This window comes from Rhizobium sp. BR 317, assembly GCF_047445835.1.
GTDB classification, from domain to species: domain Bacteria; phylum Pseudomonadota; class Alphaproteobacteria; order Rhizobiales; family Rhizobiaceae; genus Rhizobium; species Rhizobium paranaense.
Map to the genome: position 1 here is coordinate 11,845 of NZ_JARWLB010000014.1, position 25,275 is coordinate 37,119.

At 59.2% G+C, this 25,275-nt stretch carries 18 protein-coding genes; 3 read left to right on the forward strand and 15 right to left on the reverse strand.

What is annotated here, in order from left to right; genetic code table 11:
* The first annotated feature begins 106 nt into the window (after positions 1–106).
* Entirely contained in the window at positions 107–1,117 is a 1,011-nt protein-coding gene (locus QD357_RS20930) for a FecR domain-containing protein (protein WP_414124925.1), read from the forward strand.
* Between the two features lie 79 nt (positions 1,118–1,196).
* Here the strand turns inward: QD357_RS20930 and QD357_RS20935 are convergent, their stop codons facing one another.
* The 7 genes from QD357_RS20935 to QD357_RS20965 all read right to left on the reverse strand — a co-directional run bounded on the left by QD357_RS20935 (position 1,197) and on the right by QD357_RS20965 (position 15,436).
* Positions 1,197–3,368: a CHASE2 domain-containing protein gene (locus QD357_RS20935; protein WP_414124926.1), complete on the reverse strand. Its 2,172-nt coding sequence runs from the start codon at positions 3,366–3,368 to the stop codon at positions 1,197–1,199.
* 170 nt (positions 3,369–3,538) lie between these two features.
* On the reverse strand, positions 3,539–5,746 hold the full coding sequence (gene glgB, locus QD357_RS20940; RefSeq protein ID WP_183939487.1) for a 1,4-alpha-glucan branching protein GlgB: 2,208 nt from the start codon (positions 5,744–5,746) through the stop codon (positions 3,539–3,541).
* On the reverse strand, positions 5,746–9,024 hold the full coding sequence (gene treS / locus QD357_RS20945; protein ID WP_414124927.1) for a maltose alpha-D-glucosyltransferase: 3,279 nt from the start codon (positions 9,022–9,024) through the stop codon (positions 5,746–5,748). The genes glgB and treS overlap by 1 nt, the downstream gene beginning before the upstream one ends.
* On the reverse strand, positions 9,025–12,258 hold the full coding sequence (locus QD357_RS20950; RefSeq protein WP_414124928.1) for an alpha-1,4-glucan--maltose-1-phosphate maltosyltransferase: 3,234 nt from the start codon (positions 12,256–12,258) through the stop codon (positions 9,025–9,027).
* Positions 12,259–12,399: 141 nt separating this feature from the next.
* Positions 12,400–13,227 (reverse strand): nickel-binding protein, encoded by an 828-nt coding sequence (locus tag QD357_RS20955; protein ID WP_414124929.1) that lies wholly within the window; start codon positions 13,225–13,227, stop codon positions 12,400–12,402.
* 99 nt (positions 13,228–13,326) lie between these two features.
* Positions 13,327–14,148 carry an SDR family oxidoreductase gene (locus QD357_RS20960; protein WP_414124930.1) on the reverse strand — a complete coding sequence of 274 codons (822 nt, stop codon included), beginning with the start codon at positions 14,146–14,148 and terminating at the stop codon, positions 13,327–13,329.
* A 94-nt stretch (positions 14,149–14,242) separates the two neighbouring features.
* Positions 14,243–15,436, reverse strand: coding sequence for a phytanoyl-CoA dioxygenase family protein (locus QD357_RS20965; protein WP_414124931.1), 1,194 nt, complete (start codon positions 15,434–15,436; stop codon positions 14,243–14,245).
* A 94-nt stretch (positions 15,437–15,530) separates the two neighbouring features.
* Here QD357_RS20965 and QD357_RS20970 point away from each other — a divergent pair, with 94 nt between their 5' ends.
* Positions 15,531–16,553, forward strand: a complete 1,023-nt coding sequence (locus QD357_RS20970; RefSeq protein WP_183939499.1) for a LacI family DNA-binding transcriptional regulator — start codon at positions 15,531–15,533, stop codon at positions 16,551–16,553.
* 20 nt (positions 16,554–16,573) lie between these two features.
* On the opposite strand, the gene QD357_RS20975 is transcribed toward QD357_RS20970, so the two are convergent.
* From QD357_RS20975 to QD357_RS20985, 3 genes are all read right to left on the reverse strand, one after another.
* Positions 16,574–17,248, reverse strand: a complete 675-nt coding sequence (locus tag QD357_RS20975) for an HAD family hydrolase (RefSeq protein WP_183939501.1) — start codon at positions 17,246–17,248, stop codon at positions 16,574–16,576.
* Positions 17,249–17,322: 74 nt separating this feature from the next.
* Complete coding sequence (locus QD357_RS20980) at positions 17,323–18,303, reverse strand: mannonate dehydratase (RefSeq protein WP_414124932.1); 981 nt, start codon at positions 18,301–18,303, stop codon at positions 17,323–17,325.
* A gap of 126 nt (positions 18,304–18,429) precedes the next feature.
* Positions 18,430–18,822: a hypothetical protein gene (locus tag QD357_RS20985; protein WP_414124933.1), complete on the reverse strand. Its 393-nt coding sequence runs from the start codon at positions 18,820–18,822 to the stop codon at positions 18,430–18,432.
* A 221-nt stretch (positions 18,823–19,043) separates the two neighbouring features.
* Between QD357_RS20985 and QD357_RS20990 the strand changes: the two genes are divergently transcribed.
* A complete protein-coding gene (locus tag QD357_RS20990; protein ID WP_414124934.1) occupies positions 19,044–19,421 on the forward strand; it encodes a hypothetical protein in 378 nt (125 codons plus the stop codon).
* A gap of 52 nt (positions 19,422–19,473) precedes the next feature.
* On the opposite strand, the gene QD357_RS20995 is transcribed toward QD357_RS20990, so the two are convergent.
* From QD357_RS20995 to QD357_RS21015, 5 genes are all read right to left on the reverse strand, one after another.
* Complete coding sequence (locus QD357_RS20995) at positions 19,474–20,538, reverse strand: ABC transporter ATP-binding protein (RefSeq protein ID WP_414124935.1); 1,065 nt, start codon at positions 20,536–20,538, stop codon at positions 19,474–19,476.
* Positions 20,539–20,560: 22 nt separating this feature from the next.
* Complete coding sequence (locus QD357_RS21000) at positions 20,561–22,075, reverse strand: DUF5060 domain-containing protein (RefSeq protein WP_414124936.1); 1,515 nt, start codon at positions 22,073–22,075, stop codon at positions 20,561–20,563.
* Positions 22,076–22,113: 38 nt separating this feature from the next.
* Positions 22,114–23,001 carry a carbohydrate ABC transporter permease gene (locus tag QD357_RS21005; protein WP_414124937.1) on the reverse strand — a complete coding sequence of 296 codons (888 nt, stop codon included), beginning with the start codon at positions 22,999–23,001 and terminating at the stop codon, positions 22,114–22,116.
* Complete coding sequence (locus QD357_RS21010; RefSeq protein ID WP_414124938.1) at positions 22,998–23,897, reverse strand: carbohydrate ABC transporter permease; 900 nt, start codon at positions 23,895–23,897, stop codon at positions 22,998–23,000. The genes QD357_RS21005 and QD357_RS21010 overlap by 4 nt, the downstream gene beginning before the upstream one ends.
* A gap of 95 nt (positions 23,898–23,992) precedes the next feature.
* Positions 23,993–25,246 carry an extracellular solute-binding protein gene (locus QD357_RS21015; RefSeq protein WP_414124939.1) on the reverse strand — a complete coding sequence of 418 codons (1,254 nt, stop codon included), beginning with the start codon at positions 25,244–25,246 and terminating at the stop codon, positions 23,993–23,995.
* Between the last annotated feature and the right edge of the window lie 29 nt (positions 25,247–25,275).

The following is a 25,275-nucleotide window of genomic DNA, read 5'->3' on the forward strand; positions in this document are numbered from 1 at the left end:
CAAACCTAACCCGACATAATTCAAGCTATATCGAATATACTCAGAAAGGGTGAAGGGACGTTCGAGACTATCCTATGGTAAAACATAGATAATCTTGGAGGGTAGGATGTTGTGTCCGCGTGACGCCGCGATTGCTGTGCTGGGCGTCATGCTGCTCGCCCCGTCGCCCTCGAGCGCGGCCGAGAAGGTCGGCGAGGCGGTTCTCATTAAAACCGAAGTTTCGGGCGCCAGTGGTCCGCTGGCGGTCGATGATCCCGTCCATCGGGACGAGCAAATTCGCACCTCTATTTCGGGCCTTGGACAGTTCACATTTCGAGATGGCACGAAGTTAGCTGTCGGAGCCGGCTCGTCTGTTGTCATCGACAAATTCGTCTTCGATGACTCTGGTGCGGTCAAGAAGCTTACCATAAATGCGGCAAAGGGCACTTTCCGTTGGATGAGCGGTAATTCAAACCACTCCGCCTATCAGATCGTGACGCCAGCCGGAACGATCGGTGTGCGCGGAACTGCAGTCGACTTTTATGTCGGCTCCAATGGCACGACGGCGGTCGTTCTGTTGAACGGCGCCGCGCAGTTCTGCGGCGCGGGTGGCTGCAGGCAATTGAAGGCGCAATGCGACTGCGTGGTCGCTAAACGCAATGGCGAGATCAGTGATCCGCGCCGGGTCAATCGCGATATTCTCAAGACGCTCGGAAACCAGAAAGCCCTACCGTTCCTGTCCGGCGATCAAAGTCTTTCGGGAAGAATGGCTTTTGCTGGCGGCGGCGATTGTGGCCTATCGACCGCGATGAGAGACAGGCCCAACGGCATATCTCCGCGCAGCGCTCCGGCAAATAATCCTTCTCCATCAACGCCCGATACGCCGGCATCGCCACGCGCCGAGGCCCCCGCTGCACCGAGTGCGCCCGCAACGCCCAGCGCGCCCAATGTCTCCAATCCACCAAGCGCGCCTGATCCCGGCAAACCGCACGAGCACGACGACGACGGCAAGCATCATGGTCATCACGACCATCATGGCGATCATGATGACAACGACGACCATGACGACGGTGATCAAAATAGCGATCATGACGGCGATCGGGGCAATCATGATGGCGGCGGGCATCACCATCGGTAGCGCATAAAACTCTTTGAGCCCGTACGGGCTGTCCGCTCTCGATGATGCGATTTGAAGGCGGCGATGGCTGCAAATTTAGCTAGATGTCAGCCGCCTTGTCTTCTGGTTCGTCGACGAAGTGCCCGGCTCGGCGCGAAATCTGGCTGTAAAAACCTTGCAACAGCCCCATCGCCGCGACCTGCGCCTTAAGTTTCGCAGCGCTGACGAGTTTGCGGTTGTTCGTCGATCGTGCTCGCAGGGCAGAGATTAGCCGTCTGTGCATGGCGTAAAGTTCAACAAATTCGGCAGATCTTGCCAGGCTCGCATCGCCGACCACCGCAAAGAGTTGGGTTCGCATACTCTTCCCCTTCAGCGTCAGCGCTCCGGCTTCGAGCAGGGCGCAATCAGGCAGCAAGCTTGCTGTCGGTTCGGATACCAGAATGTCGAAATTGACGTCCTTACAGGCGGATTCGATGCGCGCGGCAATGTTTACGGCATCGCCGACCGCGGAGTAATTGAAACGTGTCTCGGCACCCATATTGCCGACGCAGGCAAGCCCGGTATGGATGCCGATCCCGATACCGACCTTCCGCTCGTCTCCGAAACCGAATGCATCGGTGCTGTTGAGGCGGGCGAGCGTTTCTCGCATGCCGAGAGCTGCACGGACCGCCTTGCCGGCATGATCGGAGACATCCACGGGAGCGTTCCAGAAGGCCATGATCGAGTCACCGATGAACTTGTCGAGCGTGCCGTCGTTTGCGATGACATGGTGGCTAAGGGCATCGAGCAGCGTGTTCAGAAATGCGACGACGGCGCTCGGCGTCATCTCCTCGCTGATCTGGGTGAAGTTTCGCACATCGACGAACATGACGGTCAGCTCGCGCTCATCTCCACCAAGGCGCAGGGCATTGCGCGTATGCTCGATGCGATAGAGCAGCGATGGTGAGAGATAGTGGCCGAATGCCCGCCGCACGTCACGCCGTTCCCGGTCGGTCACGAGAAAGCGGAACGCCGTCGCAGCGAAATGCGTGATCGATCCGGCGACGATCGGCGCCAGCGGGTCGAAGAGGAGCCCTCCATAGAGGAAGGCAATCCACGAGGCGACGAGGGCAAAAAAGGTAATCAGCAAGCCGCAGGCCAGCGCGACTGCCGGATTGACGAAAGTGGTGAGGATCACCAGAAGGCTACCCAAGACGGCGATGGACAGGATTTCCAGCCCGTCCGCCCAGTCCGGCCGGGAGAGGAAACGGCCGGAAAGGATCTGTTCGACGATCTGCGCATGGATGGAGACACCCGGCACGTTTTCGCCAAGGGGCGTMGTGCGGACATCCTGCAGACCGGAAGCGGAGGTTCCGACGAAAACGATACTGCCTTCGATGGCCGATTTGATCTCGGCCGAGGCGTCTCCGGCGCCGAGCACCTTGCTTGCCGAAATATACCGTTCCGCGGTGTCGGGACTGACATAGAGCCAGAGCTCCCCCGCGGCCGTCACCGGCACCACGAAATCCCCGATCTTGACCCGGGTTAGCGTGTTCGGCTTGTCCGCAGCCGCGTCGAGTATGTAGGTGGAGGCTCCCTGTGCGACCCGCAGCGCTTCGAGCGCAAGATTGGGGTAAAGCTGCTTGCCGTCACTGAGGAAAAGCGGAACTGCGCGCACCACCGCCGATGATGCGCCCGGATTGAGGCTGATATGGCCGAGACCGGCGGCATTGGCTTCGAATCGCGGCTGCAGCGGCGTTGCGGCCTTGAGCGCGGGCGGCGCACCGAATGGAGTTTCGCCGGTGTAGGCAAATCCTGCCTTGACCGGCGGCAGATAGTTGCCTTCGTTGGAAAGACCGAAGCCCAGCACCACCGGCCTTCCGGATAGCGATTGGGAAAAAATCTCATCATTGTCCGGCAGTTTGCCAAGCAGTGAGGGATCGATGCCAGTGACATCACGAACGACATTGCGGGGCGACAGGCGGTCGGGCTCGGCGAAAAGGACATCGAAGGCGATCGCGGATGCGCCCATATCGGAAAGCTTGTCGACAAGGGCGGCAATCCGGTTTCTCGGCCAAGGCCATTGACCGAACTCGCGCAGCGACGCTTCGTCTATGTCGATGACCCTGACAGGCTGGTTCTCGAAGGTCCGGGGCACCAGGCGCTGATACTGATCGAATGTCAAATCGCGGGCGAGCCTTAGCAATTGAGGATCGCTTGCCCGCAGGATTGTCAGCGCTGTGACAATCGCCAGGCCGATAACGACGCCAATTTGCTGCGCGCGCGTCACCATTACGGTGTCAGTCCCCTTGCCCCGCATCCCCGGCAATAAGTAGCTTTCGGAGAAATACTATTGATCTGTTGCTGCGCCAAGGAATAGCATGCTGCCTTGTTCACGTGAACGATGCAATGAGCAAAGTATCGAAGAGATACGGAACAGGATCTTCTTGGCTGCCGTCACTCTCATCGAGGGCTTTTGATGAAGATGGTGGAGAGCGGCGGCAGCCGAAGGGATAGCGAGGCTGGGCGCCCGTTCAGCGAAGACAAAGCCGCTGGGATTGCCCCGTTCACCAGGCCGGACCCACCATATTCATGGGCATCGCTATTGAATTCCTCGATCCATATCCCTTCCGTCGGAACGCCGATGCGGTAGTCGTAACGCGGAACGGGCGTAAAATTCGACACGACAAGAACTGAATAGGAGCGGTCCTGCGGAAACCGCAGCATCGCGAAAACGGAATTGGCCGCGTCATCGACCACGGCCCATTCGAAGCCCTGCGAATGAAGATCGCCGAATTGCAGGGCTTCCTCCCTGCCATAAATGCCGTTCAGATCTCTTACCAGCCGCTGCATGCGCGCATGTCGCGGCTGGTCGAGGACGTCCCAGGTTACGGATTGATCGTGCTGCCATTCGCCGGGCTGTGCGATTTCTCCACCCATGAAAAGTAGCTTCTTGCCCGGATAGCCCCACATGAAAGCGAGATATGCCCGCAGATTGGCGAATTTCTGCCAGTTGTCGCCCGGCATTTTCGTCAGAAGGGAGCCCTTTCCATGGACGACTTCGTCATGGGAGAGCGGCAGCATGAAGCGTTCGGAATAGGCATAAATCATGCCGAAGGTCATCATGTCATGATGATGGCGGCGGTAGAGCGGGTCCTTCGACATGTAGGTGAGACTGTCATGCATCCAGCCCATGTTCCATTTGATGTCGAAGCCCAGGCCGCCTTGCTCCGCTGGTTTCGTCACCCCAGGCCATGCCGTGGATTCCTCGGCGATCATGAGGGCGTGGGGGCATCGTTGATGGATGATGCTGTTCAGGTGCTTGAGGAATTCGACCGCTTCCAGATTCTCCCGTCCGCCGTATTGATTGGGAACCCATTCGCCTTCGTTACGGCTGTAGTCGCGGTAGAGCATCGAAGCCACCGCATCTACTCTCAGGCCATCGACGTGGTAGCGCTCCAGCCACTCCAAGGCACTGGCGATCAGGAAGCCTTTCACCTCGTTGCGGCCGAGATTGTAGATCAGCGTATTCCAATCGCCGTGGAAACCTTCCTTGGGGTCCTCATGTTCGTATAGGGCGCTGCCGTCAAAGCGGGCCAATCCCCAGACATCGGTCGGAAAATGTGCGGGCACCCAGTCCAGGATCACACCCAGACCTGCTTCGTGGCATCGATCGACGAAATAGGCGAAATCTTCCGGCGTACCATAGCGTCCAGTGGGGGCGAAAAGACCGAGAGGCTGGTAGCCCCAGGAGCCGCCGAACGGGTATTCCATGATGGGAAGCAGCTCTATGTGGGTGAATCCCATATCACGCGCATAGGGTACGAGCCGCTGGCTGAGTTCAATCCAGTCGAAAGACCGGTTGCCGTCCTGAAGATTTCGAAGCCAGGAACCCACATGGACTTCGTAGACCGAGATCGCCCCCTCCAGGCCCTTTCGCGATCGCCGGGAGTGGAGCCACGCGTCATCACTCCAGCGGAACGGCGTTGAGGACGCGACGATGGAGGCCGTGGAAGGGGCGGCTTCGCTCGCCCGCGCCACCGGATCGGCTTTTTGTGGAAGGCAGTTGCCGTTTGCATCGATAATCTCGAACTTATAGCGCTCGCCGGGCGTCAGCCGTGGAATGAAGATTTCCCAAACGCCCGCGGGTGCGCGCAGGCGCATCGGGTTGCGCCGGCCGTCCCAGGAATTGAAATCTCCAACCACCGAGACCCGTTGCGCGTTCGGTGCCCACACCGCAAAGCGAACGCCGGCGATTCCGTCGATCTCCATGGCGATGGCGCCGAGAGCCCGGCTCAGATTGTAGTGGGTTCCCTCCGAAATCAGATGGAGATCGAGTTCGCCCAGCAGAGGCCCGAAGCTGTAGGGATCCTCGGTCAGTTGAACCGCATCCGGCCATCTGATCTGAAGGCAATAGTCCAATTTTGAAGCGACAGCGGCCGCAAACAATCCGGCCGGGTTAACAAGCTGGCAGGTCGTCAGGATATTGCCGCTCGCGGTGTCGATAATATCCACCGCATCGGCGCCGGGCATGAGGACCCGCACGATCGTGAACATACCGTGCCTATGCATTCCAAGGATTGCAAACGGATCGCCATGGCGTCCTTGCGTCAGCGCCGCAATCGCATCCTGTCCGATGCCGGCGAGAAGGTCGGAGCGTTCGATATCCACTAGCGGGCCTCCAGAAGATTGGACAGGATGCCCGAAAGCCCTGCCAATGGAATGGGCAGCCATTTCGGCCGGTTGCGCGCCTCGTAGGCGATTTCATAAGCAGCCTTCTCGAGAAGAAAGGCATCGAGAATCCTGTGTCGCTGCTGGGACGGCATGGACAATGCCGCCGACGTCGAAATGGCTTCAAAATAGGCGTTCAGAAAAGCCCGTTCCGCATTCGCGGCGAAGCGGGCGATAGCCTTCCGTCGACGCTCGTTTTCGTGCTCGATAACCGCATCATTGTCGAGGTCGGCAGTCGCGGCGAGATAACTCAGCGACCGCAATAGTCCTGCCACATCCCTGAGCGGGCTGGTTTTGGCGCGGCGCTCGGCAAGATTTCTCGCAGGCTCGCCTTCGAAATCGATGATCACCGCATCGCCTTCGCTGACGAGGATCTGGCCGAGATGGAAGTCGCCATGCACGCGTGTCATGAGTGTGCCGCGCACACTTTCCGCCAGCCTATCGGCCAGATCGACAATCGCTGCCTGGCGCTTCAGAAGCGGCTTGGCCAGAGCATCGACATCCGGATCGGCGGTCTCGTCCAGTTCCGCGAGCTTCGAGAATGCATACGAAACTTCGCCAGTGACCGTTTTCTTCAGCGCTACGATCTCGGCATCATCAGCAATGATCGGTTTGAAAGCCTCCTCATCGGTGCTTTTGGCAAGAACCACATGCAGTTCGCCGAGACGCTGACCGATCATGCCGACGAAGTTCGTCAGCGACTGGAAGAAATCGTCGCGCGGTTGGGTGTCCGGATCACTMAAGGCGAACTCGTCGGCGGCGCGGCGCAGATTGCTCAGCATCCAGTTCCAGGCGTCACCCTGGTTTCGGATCGCGCCCTGGACGATGATGAGCGTGGATCGGCGTCCACTGGGATCGGTATGCGCAACCTCGCCCAGGAACGGAGCGGTGTGATCATAGCCGGCCCGGGTCAGAAAGCGTGTCATCTCGACCTCGGGATGCATGCCGGGAAAGATATGTCTGATCAATTTGATGATGACCAAGTCGCCGATGATCAGCGAGCTATTCGACTGCTCCGCCGAGAGCCAGTGAATCGGCATGTCGGCGACCATATCGAGATGATCGAGCTGATCGGTGCCGATAAACTCGATGGTTCCCGTGCGACCGGCGGTGTGGGATCGTTCGCAAAGGCCGCGCACGATCCCGCGCGCCATCGCATCCACGGCAAATCCGTCCGTCAGGAAGCCGACACGCCGGCCCTGGCGGAGCCTGCCCAAGGCAAGTTGCTGGGCGAGCACCGGAGGCTGGCTGTCATCCCACGCCACGGCAAGCGGGAGCTGGTAGGATTCCGTATGGTTTGGAAGCACCGCCTCCAATTCACCGAGCACGACACCTTCGGCAAACGGGATCGGCGTTGCAGAAATCAGCCGGGCGGCCTCTAGCGTCTGGTCTTTCGCCCCAAACCAGCGGCGTTTGGAAAGATATGCCGGTAGGATCTCGGAATTCAGGATCTTCGAATGTCTCGGCTCATCCACCAATTCCAGCAGGTTTCGGCGGATGACCATCGTCAGCAGATCGGGAAGCTGCTCAGGCGGCGCCGTCCGCCAGGCTGGCCCATCGGCGTCGGCAACCAACTGGAACCAGAAGAAGCCGTAAGGCGGTAGTGTCAGCAGGTAAGTTAGTTGGCCGATGGGTGGAAATGGTGACATGCCCGTCAGTTCTATCGGCACGCGCGCCTCGAACTGCGACAGGTCCAGTTCCACGGCCTGCGGCAGGCGGGAAAGATTGGCAACGCAGAGAACGGTTTCATCTTCGTGTTCACGAAGATAGGCAAGGATCTTGCGATTGTCCGGCGAGAGGAAACGCAGCGAGCCGCGTCCGAATGCAGGATGTTTGCCGCGTAGCGCCAGCATCCTGCGCATCCAGTTCAGGAGCGAATGTGCATCCGTGCTTTGCGCCTCGACATTGACGGATTCAAATCCATAGAGCGGATCGGCAACCGGCGGCAAAACGAGGCGCGCGGGGTCCGCGCGTGAAAAGCCGCCATTGCGGTCGGGAGACCACTGCATCGGCGTCCTGACGCCATCCCTGTCGCCCAAATAGATGTTGTCGCCCATGCCGATTTCGTCGCCGTAGTAGATCACCGGCGTTCCCGGCATGGAAAGAAGGAGCGCGTTCATGAGCTCGATCCGGCGGCGGTCGCGCTCCATCAGCGGCGCAAGCCGCCGGCGGATACCGAGATTGATCCGCGCGCGCTTATCGGAGGCATAGGTTTCCCATAGATAATCGCGCTCGGCGTCGGTCACCATTTCGAGCGTGAGCTCATCATGATTGCGCAGGAATATCGCCCATTGGCAGATGTCCGGAATTTCCGGCGTCTGGCGCAGGATGTCGGTGATCGGAAAACGGTCTTCCTTGGCGATCGCCATGTACATGCGCGGCATCAGCGGGAAGTGAAATGCCATGTGGCATTCGTCGCCGTCGCCGAAATATTCGCGCGTGTCTTCCGGCCACTGGTTCGCCTCCGCCAGTAGCATCACGCCGGGATGGGTCGAATCCAGCGCCGCGCGTATCCGTTTCAGGATTGCGTGGGTTTCGGGCAGGTTCTCGTTGATCGTGCCCTCCCGCTMGACGAGATAGGGAATGGCATCCAGGCGAAAACCGTCGATACCCGTTTCCAGCCAAAAGCGCATCACTTTCAGCAATTCTTCCATCACCAGCGGATTGTCGAAGTTCAGATCCGGCTGGTGCGAGTAGAACCGATGCCAATAATAGGCGCCCGCGACCGGATCCCATGTCCAGTTGGATTTTTCGGTATCGACGAAAATGATGCGGGTTTCCGAAAACCTCTGATCGGTATCCGACCAAAGATAAAAATCCCGTTCAGGCGATCCCGCCGGCGCTTGGCGGGCGCGTTGGAACCACGGGTGTTGATCCGAGGTGTGATTGATCACGAGTTCGATGATGACGTGGATATTGCGCTGGTGGGCGGCGTCCACGAAGGCTCGAAAATCCTCCATCGTTCCGTAATCCGGACTGACATTGCCATAGTCGGCAATGTCATAACCGTCGTCGCGGCGCGGTGAGGGGAAGAAGGGCAGAAGCCAGATGGCGTTGATACCCAGGGCCGCGATATGATCGAGTTTTTGATGCAGCCCCGCAAAATCGCCGACGCCGTCATTATTGGCATCGTAGAACGATTTGATATGGAGCTGATAGATCATCGCATCCTTGTACCAGAGCGGGTCGAGTTCTCTGTCGCGGTGCATCGTGTCCATTCATGCCTCCCTTGACCGAACGCGCCAGATCGCGAAGGGCAGGCTATGCGGATCAAGCCTGACCCTCTGCTGTTTGCCGGTCCAACTGAAGCGGCCTCCGCCGATGAGATCTTCGGCATCCAACGTGCCGCCGTCGCCGAGTGACCAGAGCCAGAGCGGTATTTCGACCTCGCTCTCCTGCGGGTGGTCGGGATCGAGGGTAATGGCGACGAGCAGGACATTGTCGCGGGCAGGGCTCGCTTTTTCGAAAAAGAGAAGATTGTCGTTGGCTGCGCTAAGAAGCGTCAGCCCCAGATGCGAATGTAGCGCGCTGTTTTCGTTCCTGATCCGGTTKAGCATCCGGATCTCGGCGATTATGTTGCCGGGGCGCTCATAATCCCAGGCGCGGATCTCGTATTTCTCGCTGTCGGCATATTCCTTGCGCTTGGCATCCGGGCGTCCCTCGCAAAGCTCGAAGCCGTTATAGACACCCCAAAGACCCGAAAGGGTTGCCGCGAGCGCTGCGCGGATCAGGAAGGCCGGGCGAGGGGCATCCTGCAGGAAATCCGGATTGATATCATGCGTGTTGACGAAGAAATGCGGGCGGAAGAAATCCTTCGCGGCCGTCTGAGTGAGCTCTCGCATATATTCTTCGAGCTCCCATTTGGAATTGCGCCAGGTGAAGTAGGTGTAGGATTGGGAGAAGCCCAGCTTTGCCAACCGATACATGACTTTCGGCTTGGTGAAGGCTTCCGACAGGAAAACCACATCCGGGTGACGCGCCCTGATATCGTCGATCAGCCATTCCCAGAAAGGAAAGGGTTTGGTGTGGGGATTATCGACGCGAAAGAGCTTTACACCCTGATCCACCCATAATTGGACGACGCGCCGCAGTTCGAGCCATAGTCCTGGCACCGACTCCTTCGTGTAGAAATCGACGTTGACGATGTCCTCATATTTTTTCGGCGGGTTCTCGGCGTAACGGATCGTTCCATCCGGCCGCCAGTCAAACCAACCCGGATGCTGTTTCAGCCAAGGGTGATCGGGCGATGTCTGGATGGCGAAATCGAGGGCGATCTCAAGGCCATGCTCTTCAGCGGCTTTGATCAAGCGACGAAAGTCTTCGAAAGAACCGAGTTCCGGATGGATGGCGTCGTGCCCGCCGGCGGGAGAGCCGATAGCATAGGGACTGCCCGGGTCGTCGGGGGCTGCTTGCAGGCTGTTGTTGCGGCCCTTCCGGTTGGTCGAACCGATCGGATGGATCGGTGGAAAATAGAGCACATCGAAACCCATGTCGCGAATGGCGGGCAGTCTTTCGATAACGTCGTCGAAGGTGCCGTGTCTGTCGGGATCGCCGCTCTGCGACCGTGGGAAGATCTGGTACCAGCTTGCGAACGCCGCTGCCTTCCGTTCCGCGTCGACTGCGCTTGCTTCCGAGCGAACCCGAAAGGGTCGCTTATCGGCTCGTGCCATCAGTTCTAACGTATGCGCATTGAGCAGGATTGCCGTCCGCTCTGCTTGGGAAGAGAATTCAAGCCTCTCAAATAATGCCTGCAGCTCGGCTCGAAGCGCGGTATCCCGCGTCTCGGCAAGTGCGGCGCGAACGAGGTTCATTCCTTCCTCTATTTCCAGCTTGAGATCGAGCCTCGCCTCGTTTTTCTTCGACAGCTCATAGCGAAAGACCGCAAACAGGCTTTTCCATGCCTCGACTGCGAATTCATACCTGCCGACGCGCTCCAGCGGGAATTCTGCGTGCCAGCGATCGTTTTCGACCAGCCGCATCTCTGCTTCGTTCCATGCGGTCGCATCCGTGGAGCGCCACATCAGGGCCGCCGCGATCGGATCATGTCCCTCAGCAAAGATATCCGCCTCGACGGAGACGATGTTGCCGACGACGCGCTTGACCGGAAAACGTCCGTCATCGACCCGCGGCATGATGTTTTCGATCGCCAGGCGGGGCGAAGCGGTTGCCTGTGCAATGTCAAGGTTAGGCGCGACCGTGATCGGCGTCGAGGCCGTCGCCTCGAACGCGATGACTTCTCCCGCCCGCAGGCGCAGGTCTTCATCAACCCCATTCGAGAAGGGGAGAAAGCCCGACGCGGCTTCGCGCAGCGCCGTCAAAGGGGCAGGAGCGCTTCGCCGAAGGTCCCTGTTGAGGAGGATGATCTCTACGCGGTCCGCATTCCGAAGGTCTTCTTCATCCGAATGAAGAAGAGCGGATACGGGGGTGTTTGCGCTGCGGATGAGTGAAAGCGACGAATGAAAACTCGCGCCGTTCGCTTCGATTTGCCTATTGGCAGCGCGAATCTCGGACGAGATATCGAAGGCCAGGTCATATCGAAGACCCCGCAATCCCGATCCGTCTCCGTGGGTCGGATCGAGCGGCAGCGCTGCGCCATATTCAAAACCCATGGGGATCATGAGCCCGCCGCCAAGGGATGTGGCAAGGCGCAATGCCCTTATCGACCGTCGTTCGCGTATTTCCCGGCTTTCCGTACCGTGGGCCACCCGCTTGGCAAAGGGCGGTTCCGGAAAGGCGATCTGCCAGCCAAATGGCTGCTGGACACGGAATTCCTCGATGAACCAGCTTTCGTCGAAGTCCCACCAGGCCATCGATGAAAAGCAGCCATCAAATCCGACTTCGCCCAACGCCGTTCTCGCCGCGAAGGTGGTGCCGGGCGTCCAGGCCAGGAATTGCATGTTCGGCGCCTCTTTGTGCACCGTTGAGATCAATGATCGCCATAGTTCTGGTGGCACGCGATCGGTGCCCAGGCAGCGATAGCCTGATATTCCAAGCCGGCTAAGCATCTGCACCCGTTTTGTCCACTGTGCCAATAGCTGCGATTGTTGATCTTCCGCGGCGAGGGTGATGATCGAGCTGCATGCGTCCAATGGCGATAGCCTCGGGTCGATCGGACGCAAATCGCGGGATGGGTCGCGCGCCTTTCTATCGAGCACGAGATCCATCATGAGCGCCACGCCGCGCTTCCCGGCCTCCATCGCCAAAGTCCCTAAGCCATCGACGAGAGAGCTACCGAGCGAGAGTTCAGGGTCAAGATTTTCGAAATTCCGGGGCGCGAACACGCTGTTGCCGCCCCGATCGAAAAGAGGCGCCGTCAGAACAGTATCGAAACCAGTGCCCTTTGCGTGATCGAAGACCTCGCGCCACGCATCGATGCCTCTCAGAAGCAAGGGATTGACGTAGTAGATTTGGGGCGGAGCGCTCTGCAACCCCTCGTTCGCAGTTGATGTCATCGCCGCTGCTCACGTTGGTTTGACATGAGGGTTTGGGATGAGAACTTTCGTTGGGGCCGCTTTGTTCCCTTGAACATTTTAAGGTCGGCCGGCCGATGTGTTCTCCTGCGACGCGGGTCCCGCACAGTTGCGGGAGTTCGATCACTGGTTAGCGGCTTTGCACCAGTTACATTGGAAGACGAGGATAGGCTTCAAAAAACCCTTCAGCCGCCGGTGGGTCGCATGGGCGAAGAAATCGGCGGTGCCGTATTCTCGAAAAATGCTCTCTGACACAAGGATCTGATCGGCAGAGGCAGAGGCGCACAATCGCGCTGCGAGTTGAACGGTCGAGCCGAACAAGTCGTTGCTGTCCGCGACGGGCTCACCGCAGTCCAAGCCGATGCGGATATGGAGCGGTTCGAGGTTGCCCTGATTGTAGCGCTCGAATTCCTGTTGGATCGCGATTGCGCAATCTACGGCCGCAGTTGTCGAGACGAACGTCGCCATGATGCCGTCGCCCGTGTGCTTTATCTCGCGCCCCGAAGATCGAGCGAGGCATCTGCGCACGACAGCATCGTGCGCCCTCACCAGCTCGATCGCCATACGGTCGCCGAGGCGCGACGTCATTTCCGTCGAGCCAACAATATCGGTGAACAGGATCGCCCTGTGGGCGGCATCCATTTCCAGCGAGGATTGTCCGGATGTCGGCTCGGGATCGTGAATTCGGCCGAGAAATGCCTCGACCGCCGCCAGGGCGACCTCGACCACCTCGCCTGCGATGAAGCCGTGGGCAACGCGGTGCACGCACTGAGCCGTTTCCGCGTCGGGCGCATCCATCAGGCAAAATGCAGTTCCGCGCCGCTCGTCGAACCAGTAGGTGAGGAACTTAACCCCGTACCGATCTTGAATGTCGAGATCCCGGCGGTGTGCTTCGGCAATATCGGCCGCAGTGATCCCCTTCAGATCATGACGATCCATGAAGATAGCCATCACACGCCCCGCTGAAATCCCCCACACATATATAAGACTACCCTAAAGTTTAGACGGCGCCCAGCCTATCCCATCGGGCGATCCGATTTCCCGATTTTCTCAGAGGGCCGTCGTCGGATGCGGCGATCCGTCGTAAGCGCCCCAGATCGACTGGTCGAAGCAGATGACCGAGCCGGTCATGAGGCCGGATTCGGCAGACGACAGATAGGCGCAGGCGCGGGCCACCTCTTGCGGGTCGACCAGACGGCCGAACGGTTGGCTCGCCGCTGCCTTTTCCAGCCAGTCGGCGGGCGCGTCATGATATTCCTTCTGAATCCGATCTTCGCCCTCCGAGGCCATCCAGCCGATATTGAGGCCGTTGACGCGGATACGGTTGCGCAGCAACGCGTAGGCGGTGTTTTTCGTCAGGGTTTCCAGTGCGCCCTTGGAGGCGCAATAGGCGACGATGAAGGGCTGGCCGGCTTTGGCCGACATCGAGCCGATATTGACGATCGTGCCTTCGATCGTTTCACGCCGCATGACCTTCACGGTTTCCTGCATCAGGAAGAACGGCGCCCGGACATTGACGGCGAACATGGCGTCGAAAAGCTCGGGGCTGGTGTCCAGAATCGTGCCCCGATCCGTGATGGCAGCAGCATTCACCAGCGCGTCGACCCGGCCGAAGGTCTGGTCGCAGACATGCACGACGTTCCGTGCCTCTTCCACATTGCCGAGATCGGCTTTGACGTAGACGACCTCGGTGCCTGTTGCCGCTGAAATCTCCTGCGCTTTGGCTTTGCCCTTCGCCTCGTTGCGGCCGCAGATGACGATGCCTTTGGCGCCGCGATCGGCAAAAAGGCGGGCGATGGTGGCGCCAAGGCCTTGTGTGCCGCCGGTGACGATTGCGATCTTGCCGTCGAGACGGCTGTGGTCTGTGCTCATGTGGTTCCTCCCGAAGATGGTCTGATACGATATGTGGAAAGCCCCTCGCGATGCGAGAGGCTTCGTTTTACTGAATGATGCGCCTTCGGTGCCGTCAGGTCAGCTTCTTGTCCGCCTGTTCCGCAAGCGCGTTGCAGAAAGCCTCGTCGCTCCAGTTTTCCTTCAGCGCCTCATGCATCAATTGCGCCTGCGTCTTCGGCGCAAAGCCGCCGATGGGTGGGTCGCGGTCGAGGTTGGTGGGGAAGGAATAGCCCTCGGCGCAGGCGGCGACGGCATTCGACACTTCGGCCCTGGAGAGTTTGCCTGTMGATTTCAATGCCTTCAGCGCGGGAAAGAGGCGGGCGCTCATGCGCTGGCGATTGACTGTTTCCATGGCGCGGCCGAAGGCGGAGGAAACCTGCAGCAGATTTGCCACGCGCTTGATGTCGGCCGAGCGATTATTGCCGGCCGCGTGGAAAAGGGCAGGGTTGAAGAAGACGACGTCGCCCTTTTCGAGCGGGAGCTGAACATGGTTGCGATCGAAATAATCGCGGAACTCCTGACGCTTCAGTGCGAGATAGCCGGGCACGTAGGTCTGGCTATGCGGCAGGAAAAGCGTCGGCCCGCTTTCGAGTGGCATGTCGCAATGAGCAACCGCGCCCTGCAGCGTCAGAACCGGCGAAAGCCTGTGCACATGGGCCGGGAACTGCTCGATCACCTTCGATGATTGGAAGCCGAGATGGTAGTCGCGGTGGGCGGACTGCGCCGCGCCGCCGGGATTGACGCGATTGACCTGCGCCGTCATCTGATAACTCGGTCCGAGCCAAGCTTCGCTGGCGATGGTGATAATGGCATTGCCATAATATTCCGCGAAGTTTTCGGGATCGGCGAGGCAATGTTTTTCCAGCGAATTCCAGATGCGGTCATTGGCACCGGGCTTGGCGAAATGGTCACCGCCGCCGGTTGCGGTGCGATGCTGCTCCTCGATGATATCGTCGAAGATGGTGCTGGCGCGATCGATGACGGATGTATCCTCGTATGCACGCTTGAAGACGACGACGCCCGGGCCTTCGCCGAAGGCTTCGCAGATTTCGGCGAGCACGGCGCGGCGACCTTGCGGGGTCGCAATATCAGCGAGAACCTTGCGGCTATCGTAGATCAGGACATTTTTCTCGACATGATCGGCGGTCGGATAGTCGGAAAGCGCCGTGGTCTTTTCGGCGAGCGCGCGAAAATCGTCGAGGTCACAGGCGTCTTCGGTCAGCCAGACGCGGTCGGCGCGCAGTTTTTGAAGATTGTCTGATTTCATCGGATGCTCCTCCATCTCTGATGAAGGCACTATACGGCAGATGCCGGTGTGTTATAGATCACATATCCATCAAAAAACCATCAGAGCGAGCCGTATGTCGCATCCGTTTCTCGTCAAGGACATCGCCTTTCAAGCCGGGCTCAGCACCGCCACTGTCGACCGGGTGCTGAACGGCCGGGCAGGCGTGCGGCGGCAAACCGAAATGCGGGTGAAAGCAGCGATTGGCGAACTGGAAAAGCAGCAGGCGGGTGTTGCGGCAAGCGGGCGAACGCTGGCGATCGATATCGTCATGGAGACGCCGGAGCGCTTTTCCAATGCCGTGCGTGCCGCCTTCGAAGCAGAGGTCGCGACCTTTCTGCCGACGGTCTTCCGCTGCCGTTTTCATTTTGCGGAAATCATGAAGCCGGTTGAAATGGTGCAACTGATCGATCGCATTCGGCTCAGAGGTACCCACGGGATTGTGCTGAAAGCCCCCGATATTCCTGAGATTGCCGCGGCGGTCGAGCGTGCGACCAATGCCGGCATCACCGTGGTCACTCTGGTGACGGACCTGCCAAACTCTTCGCGTGCGGTTTATGCAGGCGCCGACAACCGTGCCGCCGGCGAGACCGCGGCCTATCTTGTCGGGAATTGCTTTGATGGGGCCGCCGCCAGGGTGCTTGTGACGCTGTCGAGCGGCCGCTTTCGCGGCGAGGAAGAGCGGGAGATCGGCTTTCGCCGGGTTCTTCGGGAGCGCTATCCGCAGATCGGCATTGCCGAAATCAGCGAAGGTCACGGCGCCGACGCTGCCACAGGCATCCTTGCCGCCCGCGCCATCGCGGCAGATGCGACGATCAATGCGGTCTATTCCATTGGCGGCGGAAACAGGGCCGTGCTCGCCGCCTTCGAGGAGGCCGGCAGGACAATCCGCATTTTCGTCGCGCATGATCTCGATGCCGACAATCGCGCACTGCTTGCTACGGGTAAGATCGATTTCGTGTTGCATCACGACCTGCGAACGGACGCGCGTTCGGCATTTCGAGCCATTATGAGCGGTCTGGTGAAAGAGCGTGTCGCGCCGGCCGTACTGTCCGCAGTGGAAATTATCACACCCTATAATATGCCTGCGGGGAGCTGACCCGCCGGTGGACCTCTCGCTTAGCGCCGTCCGCCCACTTCATCGATATGATAGAGCAGGTCGGCCGGATCTTCATAGACGCGGATTGCCCCGGCATCCCTGAGTTCTTCCTGGCCATAACCACCGCTCAGCAGGCCGACACCGAGCGCCCTGCAACGCGTCGCCGCAAGCATGTCCCAAATGGCATCTCCGACGACAACAGAATTCTCTATCGCAACACCGAGGGCTTCGGCTGCGGCAATGAAGAGGTCCGGGTCGGGCTTGGCATATTTGACCTTGTCGCGAGTGATGATCGGAAACGCTTCCGGGTCGATCCCCAAGGCGGCAATGTTGACCGCTGCCGTCTCCATACGGCCGCTTGTGGCGATCGCGAAGGGGATCTTGGCGTCCGACAGCCATCGGAGAAGCTCGCTTGCGCCGGGAAGGGGACGTATCTGAGTGCCGAGCCGGCGATAGGCTTCKGCATGAAGGTGCCGCAACCGCTCATTTTTCTTATCGGTTATTTCGATGCCGGTTTCACGGAGCAACTGGTAGGTGAACAGCCCGCCGCTCATTCCGATTTTTCTATGGATGCGCCATACCGAGAGGTCTATGCCCTCTGCATCCAAGGCTTCTTTCCACGCGAGCACATGCTGATAGACGCTGTCCACCAACGTGCCGTCAAGATCGAACAGAAAGGCATGTTCAATGCGCATCGAGCCCTCCATACCCCGGATGTAGAGGAGGAGCGAAAGGCATCAATGGGAAGATGGTGCAGAAAAGGCTTCCCTTACCGCTTGTCGCTCTCCAGCACCTGCAGCATTGCGGCAATGTAGCCATAGGTGAAAGCGAAGGCGGTATTTTCCGGGTCGCGCCCGGAAACGCGCGGCACATGATCCGGCATGATCATATATTGATAGCCGACATTGGCGTAGGTTTTCAGCGAACGCCACATATCCATGTCGCCTTCCTCCGGAAAGGTCTCCGTGAAGGAGAGCTTGCGGCCGCGGATATTGCGAAAATGGACATTGAAGAGCTTGCCCCTCTCACCGAACCAGCGGATGACGTCGAAAATTTCCTCGCCCGGATTGTCGAGCATCTCGCCGACCGTGCCCTGGCAAAAGTTCAGCCCGTGATAGGGGCTCTCGCGCATCTGAACGAACTTCTTCAGGCCTTCGACGCTGCCGAGAACGCGGGTGACCCCGCGATAACCGGGAGGCGTGTAGGGATCGTGCGGATGGCAGGCAAGCGGCACTTTGCAGGCCTCGGCGACCGGAACGACGCGGGACAGGAAATAGTCGATACGCTCCCAATTCTCCTCTTCGCTAAGGATGCCGGCGATCGAAGGCGGCGCATCGTGATCGGTCTTTTCCCAGCGAAACGCCTCGTTTCTCGATCCGCCGCGGCCGATCTCCAGTTCGGTGCGGGGGATGCCGATAATATTGAGATTGTATTTGACGGAGGGAATGCCGATGGCGGCGGCATTTTCGATCAGACGGCAGATGGAATCGATCTGGCGGTCGCGGTTCGGCCTGGCCGTCAGGATATCCGGGCTGTATTGCTCTTCGATCACCCGCGAGCTCATCGGGAGCTGGATCATATCGAGGATGAGGCCAAAACTCTCGATATGTTCGCGGTGGGCTTTCAGAATATCGAGCGTCCAGTCATGCGGATTGCCGGCCGGATCTGCATTGACGTGCCTGACACCCAACTGCGCCATGACGCGGTAATCATCATCGTCCCGAGCCTGAAACTGCGTACCGAGATACATATGAAATCCTCTCCTCGAACCTCTTGAATGCTAGAGCACCAAAAACAAAGAGATAGGGCACGCGAATTCATCCCCGCAAAATACATTCGCGGCAATCCGCCGCGGTTATTTCCGGCTGGAATTTCGTTAGCGGATCGAACTGACCAATATCGAGCTTGCGGCAAGACTGTCGATAAGCACCGTCATCGCATAACAGGCGACAAGCAGTTGAACTGAAAAGCTTAGTATAGGTCTCCAGTCGCGCGCAGAAGAAGGCCGATTGCCGGTTGCGGCGGAGGGGGTCTCGATATCCAGGGGCACGGCTTCCATGGTCTTGGCGCCGAAAACCAGCAGCATGAGAATGTTGAAGATGATGAACTGGCGCGGACTTGCCCCGATCGTGCAGAAAATCAGATTGCAGCACAGGCAGATGGCATAGAGATAGGCGCGCTTCTGCCTGCCGAGAAAGCGCTTTAGAACGGTCGATCCATTCAAAATTCGACCCGGATTGCTCTGTCCGGCATTGCTGGTTGGCTTCACATCCTGCCTCCTTGCTCAAATCAGGCAGGCAAAGGAAACCAGCTTTCGCGGATCGCATGTGTTGCATTACATTGCGGCAAATTCTTTTAGTTTGCGGCGGCCAAGTCCCTTCGCTGCGAAGCCGCAGGCGTCACGCCCCTGAAACAAAACGCAACAAGATACAACACTGCGTTACACCGAAAAGCTCTATGTTCGGCCGAGTTTGAATGAGAGGTCGCTGGATGCTTTTAGATTCTCCTTCAGAGCCCGGTCAGGCGGATGTGCTGATCTGTCTCGACAATCCGCAGGTCGCAAAGCACATCGGCTCGGTCCTGTCCGCCCGCGGGCTGACGGTTGCGACCGTTCCGGTTTCCGGGCTGGATGCAACATTCGAGCAGCCAGGTGGCCAGGTTGTCGTTACGCATACGGCGATGATCGGGCGGGTGCGCAGCCGCCTGCACCTGCCGGTGGTCAATGTCGAGGCGTTCATATTCGAGCGGCCGGATCATTCCACTACGGGCGCACCGAAGCAGTTCGATGGTCCTGCGTTCGTAAAACGCGTCATGACCGTGATGAGCGACGCCGAAAGGCGGCGCCGCGGTGATGGGCGTGCGGCGTGATCATGCGGGTCTTTTGAGGCCGTGTCCCGGGTGGGCAGAGCGGCGCAAATTCTTACAGGCGCTGCTGGGTCTCCTTGTCAAAAAAGTGGACGTTCGACGATCTGAGGGAGAGGCTCACCATCTGGTCGGGCGTCAGTTCCGCGCGCTCGCGCATGACCCATGTCAGTTCGCGCCCTTCCAGATCGAGCGCGACGTGGGTCTCCGAGCCTGTCGGCTCGACGACGGTAACCTTGGCTGGCACGCCGCCGTCGCCGGCAAAGGATAGGTCCTCTGGACGGATGCCGATAACCACGTCTCTGCCGTCCGATTGAGCCGGAGCCGCCGACAGTTCGATTGCCGTGCCGCTCGGCAGCAACAGCCTGGGGTTCGCGCCGCCCGTCAGCCGGCCTTCCAGGAAATTCATCGCCGGCGAGCCAAGAAAGCCTGCCACGAAGATATTTCTCGGCCGGTCGTAAAGCTCKAGCGGCGTTCCGATCTGCTCGACTTTCCCGCCCTGCAGCACAACGATCTTGTCGGCCATGGTCATCGCTTCGATCTGGTCGTGCGTGACATAGACGATCGTTGTTTTCAGCCGCTGATGCAGCGCCTTGATTTCGGCTCGCATCTTGACGCGCAATTTGGCATCGAGGTTGGAAAGCGGTTCGTCGAACAGGAAGACCTTGGGATCGCGCACGATGGCGCGGCCCATGGCAACGCGTTGGCGCTGGCCACCGGAAAGCTGCGCGGGCTTGCGGCCGAGCAGCGGCTGCAGCCCCAGTATCTTGGCTGCGTCGCCGACCTTACGGTCGATCTCCGCCCGCTTTGCGCCGGCCAGTTCCAGCGCAAAGCCCATGTTCTGCGCGACCGTCATCTGCGGATAAAGCGCATAGTTCTGGAAGACCATCGCGATGTCGCGATCCTTCGGCGGCAGGTTGTTGACCGTGCGGCCGCCGATCGAGATTTCGCCGCCAGTGATTTCCTCCAGTCCGGCAATCATCCGAAGCAGGGTCGACTTGCCGCAGCCCGACGGCCCCACGAGAATGACGAATTCGCCGTCCGAAATATCGACATCGACGCCATGGATGATATCGACCGCTCCATAGGATTTCCTGACGTTCTTGATGGCCAATCCGGACATGAAATTCCTCCTGTAGACCCGATCAGTTCTTCTTGCGGATGCGAAGGGCCTGGTATGGCCTACCCGGCAGTTCGACGCCAAAGGCCGCATCCGCCTTGCCACCGCGCACGATCGCGCCGTGCCGGGTGGGGTGCGGGATGGGCGCTTCGACTTTCTTGGCCGGGGTGATTGTCATCTCCCAGGTGTCGATAATCTCGACATCGTAGTCGGTGCCGTCTTTGGGCAGGCCTGTCGACCAGACGACGGGCTGGTGTTCGCCGAGATAGATGTAGCTGATATCGCCGTCGCGCGCGCCCGAGACGCGGGTCCAGGGCCATTCACCGAAAGACGCCATCGGCTCGAGTCCGTTGACGACATCCCCCTCCAGCAGGTCGCGTAGGAAGCCGATGCGCTTCCATGCTTCGCCGCGCAGCTCGCCGCCCTTCGCCCACCAGATCAGATCTTCGGGATGCGAATAGGTTTCGCCGTGGCCGGCATAGCCGCCGCGTGTCACGGTGATCCAGAAACGATGCACCAGTTCCTGCGCCGTCAGGTTACCCCAGGACTGGATGATGTTGCCCTCATATTCCGGCTCGTCGTTGACAACCGGCTTGCCATAGGCCTCGCGCCATTCCTGCGTGCGCTTCACATCCCAGTTCTGGATGCAGGTATGTGTCACCCATGGCTTGCGATGATCGAAGTTCATCGTCGGCTCGCCGTTATGGATCGACTTCAGATGGCCATAGGGATCGTTCTCTTCAAGGATGTGGAAATAGCGGTCCCACTGCTGCAGCGGCTTGGTGTCGAGGAGGAAATCATATTCGTTGGCGAGCGCCCACCAGACATTGCGATAGGCCGAAAGACGCGCCGCGAGATAGGCGACGTAGCGGAAATCCTGCTCGGCCGACATGTCGGCATAACCCCAGCGATCATAGGGGTGGAACATGATGATATCGGCTTCGATGCCGAGATCGCAGAGCGCGGCCACCTGCTTTTCAAAGTGCTGGAACAAGACCGGGTTAGGCCTGTCGAAATCCTCTTTGCCGTCTACGCCCTTTTCAAAGCAGGCGTAGAGAGGCTCATTGACGTTATAGGGATAGTCCTTGGGGAAGACGCCCATGCGGATCTTGTTGAAGCGCGATTTCCTCAGCGTTTCTAGCGTCTGGGCCTGCATCTCCAGCGGCTGATGCGTCCAGGCATAGCAGGTCGTGCCGAACGACAGGAAGGGCTTGCCATCGGCATAGGCGAAGTGGAACTTGTTGTGGACATGCACCGGGCCGTGATTGCCTTCAGACGGCTTGGTCGCGACAAACGAACCGGTCTTGCCATTCAACTCTGCCGTCTCCGAGCGCGTGCGGAAGGACCATTCGCCTTCATTGTCGGGCATGAAGCGAACGCGATAGACGCCGTCGCCGTCGTAGAAGCCGGGCACGCGGATGTCGCGGCTATTCTGGCTGAACACGGCATCGAATGCCACGTCGAGATAGGGATTGCCGCCCGAGGGGCCGCTGAAAGCCGCCTCGAAGACGCCCCATTTTTCGACGGTTGCATTGGACATGATATTCTCCTCGAAAGACTTGCCTGTTGGGTTGATGATCAGCCCTTGACGGCGCCGGAGGTGAGGCCGGAGACGAAGTAGCGCTGAAAGATGAGGTAGACGAGCGTCGCCGGCAGCACGGTCATGACGATCGCGGCATTGAGCTGCCCGTAATCATTGGAAAACTGGCCCTGGAAGGACATAAGGCCGAGCGGCAGCGTCCACATATGCTGATCCTGCAGGAGCACCAGCGCCATGGCGAATTCATTCCATGTGGAAACGAAATCCAGGATCAGCAGCGCCGCCAGCACCGGCAGGCAGACCGGCAGGAATATCCGGCGGAAGATGGTGAAATGGCTTGCGCCATCGATCAACGCAGCTTCCGACAATTCCTTCGGAATGCCTCTGAAAAAGCCATGCAGGATGAAGACCTGATAGGGCACGCCGAAGGCGATATAGGGCAGGATGACGCCGGGATAGGTGTCAATCAGGCCGAGCGAATTGACCAGCGTAAACAGCGGCGCCAGCATGACCTGGAAGGGGATCATCGTGCCGAAGACGACGAGGAGCAGCAGTAGCTTGCTGAACCGCAGCCGGATCTTGGCGAGCGCATAGGCTGCCATGGCCGACAGGATGAGCCCGAGCGGCACCTTGATCACGGTGATGATGGTGCTGTTCAGGAAGGCGCTGGCGAAGTTGCCGCGACCCCAGGCGCTCGAATAGTTCTCGAAAGCCGGATTGAGCGGTGGCGCGAAGGCGCCCGTCGTCGTCACATCGGCCTGCGTTTTCAGCGACGTGAAGACGATGAAGACGAAAGGTGCAAGCCAGATCGCGGTGACGAGGAGCAGCGCGATCCATAAGCCGATCAGGACAGGATCCCGCTTGCGCTTTGCCGGGGTGACGGTCTCGAAGTCGTCCGACATGGATGATGCCGATGCTGCCGTCATTGTTCGGCCTCCTCATGCTTCTGCGTCCATCGCAGGTAGGGAATGACGATGGCGATGGTGATGAGCAGCAGGACGACGGAGATCGCAGCGCCACGGCCGAAATCGAAGATCTGCATGGCCTGCGTAAAGGCCCAGAGCGCCAGCATCTGCGTGGATTGTGCTGGCCCGCCGCCCGTCAGGCCGTAGACGATGTCGAAGGCCTTCAGCGATGAGATGACCGATAGAACCAGCACGATCGTGAGCGTGGTGCGCAGCGCAGGCAGGGTAACGTATCGGAAGATGTTCCAGCGCCCGGCACCATCGATGCGGGCGGCCTCGACCAGTGTCTGCGAGACATTCTGCAGGCCTGCGAGAAACAGAACCATGGAGAAACCGACGGATTGCCAGAGATAGGCGACGAAGACCGAATAGAGCGCGATGTCCTTATTGCCGAGCCAATCCTGAATCCAGTCCTGCAGCCCCATCGACGTCAGAATCTCGGTGAAAAGGCCGAAGAAGGGATCGTACATCCACTTCCACATAGTCGCGACCGCGATCGGGGCGATGATGACCGGCAGATAGAAAATGGCGCGGAAGGTATTGCGGGCGAAAAGCTTCTGATTGAGGCTCAGCGCTAGCAGCAGGCCGATCATCGGCGGGAAAATCACACACATGATCGTCCAGATCACCGTGTTGCGGAAGGCGACCCAGAAGACGGGATCCTGCGTGAAGATATATTGATAGTTCGCCAGGCCGACGAACGGGCGTTGGGGATCGAGGCCATTCCATTTCTGAAAGCTCAGTACCACCACGTTCAGCATCGGATAAAGCGCGAAAATCGCGTAGATCAGCATGGCCGGGGCGAGCAGGATCGCTGCCTGAACGCGCGGGTMATGTGTTCGATTGCGGAATGACATTCTGATTGCTCCCGGCGGCAACTGACGCGTGGGCATAAAGTGAGGGAAGCCGTCCACTGCGATTGGCAATCGAAGCGGCGGCCTCCCTCGAGAGATCAGGTGCGACCCGCGATGAAGGTCTGCAACTGCTTGGCAGCATCGGCCGGCTGGATATTGCCGGCAGCAACGTCGTTGATCACCCGGAAGTATTCGGTGGTGACGTCAAGCGGGAAGGCCTGGTCGCCATTCATGTAGACCTTGCTGTAGGTCTTGAAGATATCCAGCCATTTCGCCTCAAGCGGCTTCTGGTCGGTGTACTGGACATTCTTGTTKACCGAGATCGAGCTGATCTGCCCGACGAGATCCTGCTGCACCTTGGTCGACAGGAAATAGTCGAGGAATTTGGCGGCAAGATCCGGATTCTTGCTCTTGGTGCTGACGTAATTGTACTCGGCAAAGCCATAGAGACGGTTGGTGTTCGTCGGGAACGGCACGACGCCGTAATCGTCGAGGTTGACCTTGCTGCCGCTCAACTGGCTGACCAACCAGTCGCCTTCGAGCATCATCGCGGCGCGGCCGGCGACGAACAGCGTATAGGACTGCTGGTTGCTGATGCCCATGAAGGGCTTCAGCGTGTAGTCCTTTGTCCACTTGGCAAACTCGGTGAAGGCATCGGTTGCGCAGGGCTCCTTGGTCCAGTCGGCCTTCATGGCCATCAGCGCATCGTGCTTGTCGGCGCCGCATTTGGTTTCGAGCAGCACGTCCATCAGGCGCATGACGTGCCAGTTGACCGAGCCGCCGAAGGTGAAGGCCGGAATTCCAGCCGCCTTGAGCTTGTCGGCTGCCGCCAGCAGTTCCTCATAGGCCTTCGGCTCCTCGGTGATGCCGGCCTTCTGGAAGAGCTTCTTGTTGTAATAGATCGCCTCGCCCTTGAAGGTGAAGGGCACGCCATGCTTGCCGCCGGGATAGAGATCGGCAAAGGCGGCTGCAGACGGAAGCAGTTCATCGTCCCACTTGTACTGCGTGTAGTATTTGTCGAGCGGCAGCGAGAGGCCCGCCTTCACATATTCGCCGCCGAGACCAAGCCCAGCCCAGCTAAAGTAAATATCGGGGCCCTTGCTGGAGCCTGCGGCCACGCGAAGCGCGGTCTTGTGTTCATCGACGCCGCGTTGGACGATTTCGATATGAGTGCCGGGATTGGCCGCCTCGAAATCAGTCGCCACCTTCTTGAGGGCACCGTTTGCTGCGCCGTTGTCGAAGTTAAGCGTCCACAGTGTCAGGTCTTCCGCGGCGACATTGGTCGCCGAAAAAGCTGCCGCAGCAATCGCAACGGCACCGAACCAACGCGCATATTTGGAGTTGATAGCCATCTCCCGTCCTCCTCTGAACAAAGCTGAGG

What these genes read in the sequence shown, in the direction of transcription:
- QD357_RS21000 (WP_414124936.1), bottom strand. Translation starts at nt 22,075, where the DNA reads ATGTCCAATGCAACCGTCGAAAAATGGGGCGTCTTCGAGGCGGCTTTC.
- QD357_RS20970 (WP_183939499.1), top strand. Translation starts at nt 15,531, where the DNA reads ATGTCGCATCCGTTTCTCGTCAAGGACATCGCCTTTCAAGCCGGGCTC.
- QD357_RS21005 (WP_414124937.1), bottom strand. Translation starts at nt 23,001, where the DNA reads ATGACGGCAGCATCGGCATCATCCATGTCGGACGACTTCGAGACCGTC.
- QD357_RS20980 (WP_414124932.1), bottom strand. Translation starts at nt 18,303, where the DNA reads ATGTATCTCGGTACGCAGTTTCAGGCTCGGGACGATGATGATTACCGC.
- QD357_RS20960 (WP_414124930.1), bottom strand. Translation starts at nt 14,148, where the DNA reads ATGAGCACAGACCACAGCCGTCTCGACGGCAAGATCGCAATCGTCACC.
- QD357_RS20955 (WP_414124929.1), bottom strand. Translation starts at nt 13,227, where the DNA reads ATGGCTATCTTCATGGATCGTCATGATCTGAAGGGGATCACTGCGGCC.
- QD357_RS20990 (WP_414124934.1), top strand. Translation starts at nt 19,044, where the DNA reads ATGCTTTTAGATTCTCCTTCAGAGCCCGGTCAGGCGGATGTGCTGATC.
- QD357_RS20930 (WP_414124925.1), top strand. Translation starts at nt 107, where the DNA reads ATGTTGTGTCCGCGTGACGCCGCGATTGCTGTGCTGGGCGTCATGCTG.